This is a genomic window from Vibrio sp. 1249-1, assembly GCF_033340495.1.
Map to the genome: position 1 here is coordinate 1 of NZ_JAWOWJ010000611.1, position 668 is coordinate 668.

The 668-nt window shown below is 52.1% G+C and carries 1 pseudogene; it reads right to left on the bottom strand.

Annotated features, from left to right (window positions below):
- A pseudogene (locus tag R7Z50_RS27930) lies at window positions 1-668 on the bottom strand (calcium-binding protein); the annotation flags it as partial.

Below are 668 nucleotides of genomic sequence, written 5' to 3' on the forward strand. Positions count from 1 at the left end.
TAGCTGTAAGCTAAGGTCACGATGCTACCCACAGGTGCCGGATCGCTCAGTGTCACGGTGTAGTCTGTGGTGGTATCGCCTTCCACGACATTCGCTGGACCTGTCATGGTCACGGTAACCGTATCTTCTGGACCTGGGTCGGTTTCATCGCTGATGGTGGTGTCGACGAACGCATTGTCTAAATTCAGTGCTTCAAAGATTGGATTACTGTCGCTGTCGACAATACCCGATACGCGAACACGGAACACTTCATCGCCTTCCGCGTAAACATCGTCCACGGTATCGATGGTAAACGTGGCGGTTACGCCATCCGCCCCAATAATCGCTTGAGTGGTTTCAGTGATGTCGTCACCGGATGCAGTGGTGTAGCTGTAAGCTAAGGTCACGATACTACCGACTGGCGCCGGATCGCTCAGTGTCACGGTGTACTCTGTGGTGGTGTCACCTTCTACGACATTCGCTGGACCGGTCATGGTGACCGTAACCGTATCTTCTGGACCTGGGTCGGTTTCATCGCTAATGGTGGTATCAACAAAGGCATTTGAAACATCTAATGCCTCAAAAATCGGATTGCTATCACCATCTACAATGCCCGACACGCTGACGCGGAATACTTCATCGCCTTCGGCGTAAACGTCATCCACCGTATCAATGGTAAACGTGGCGGT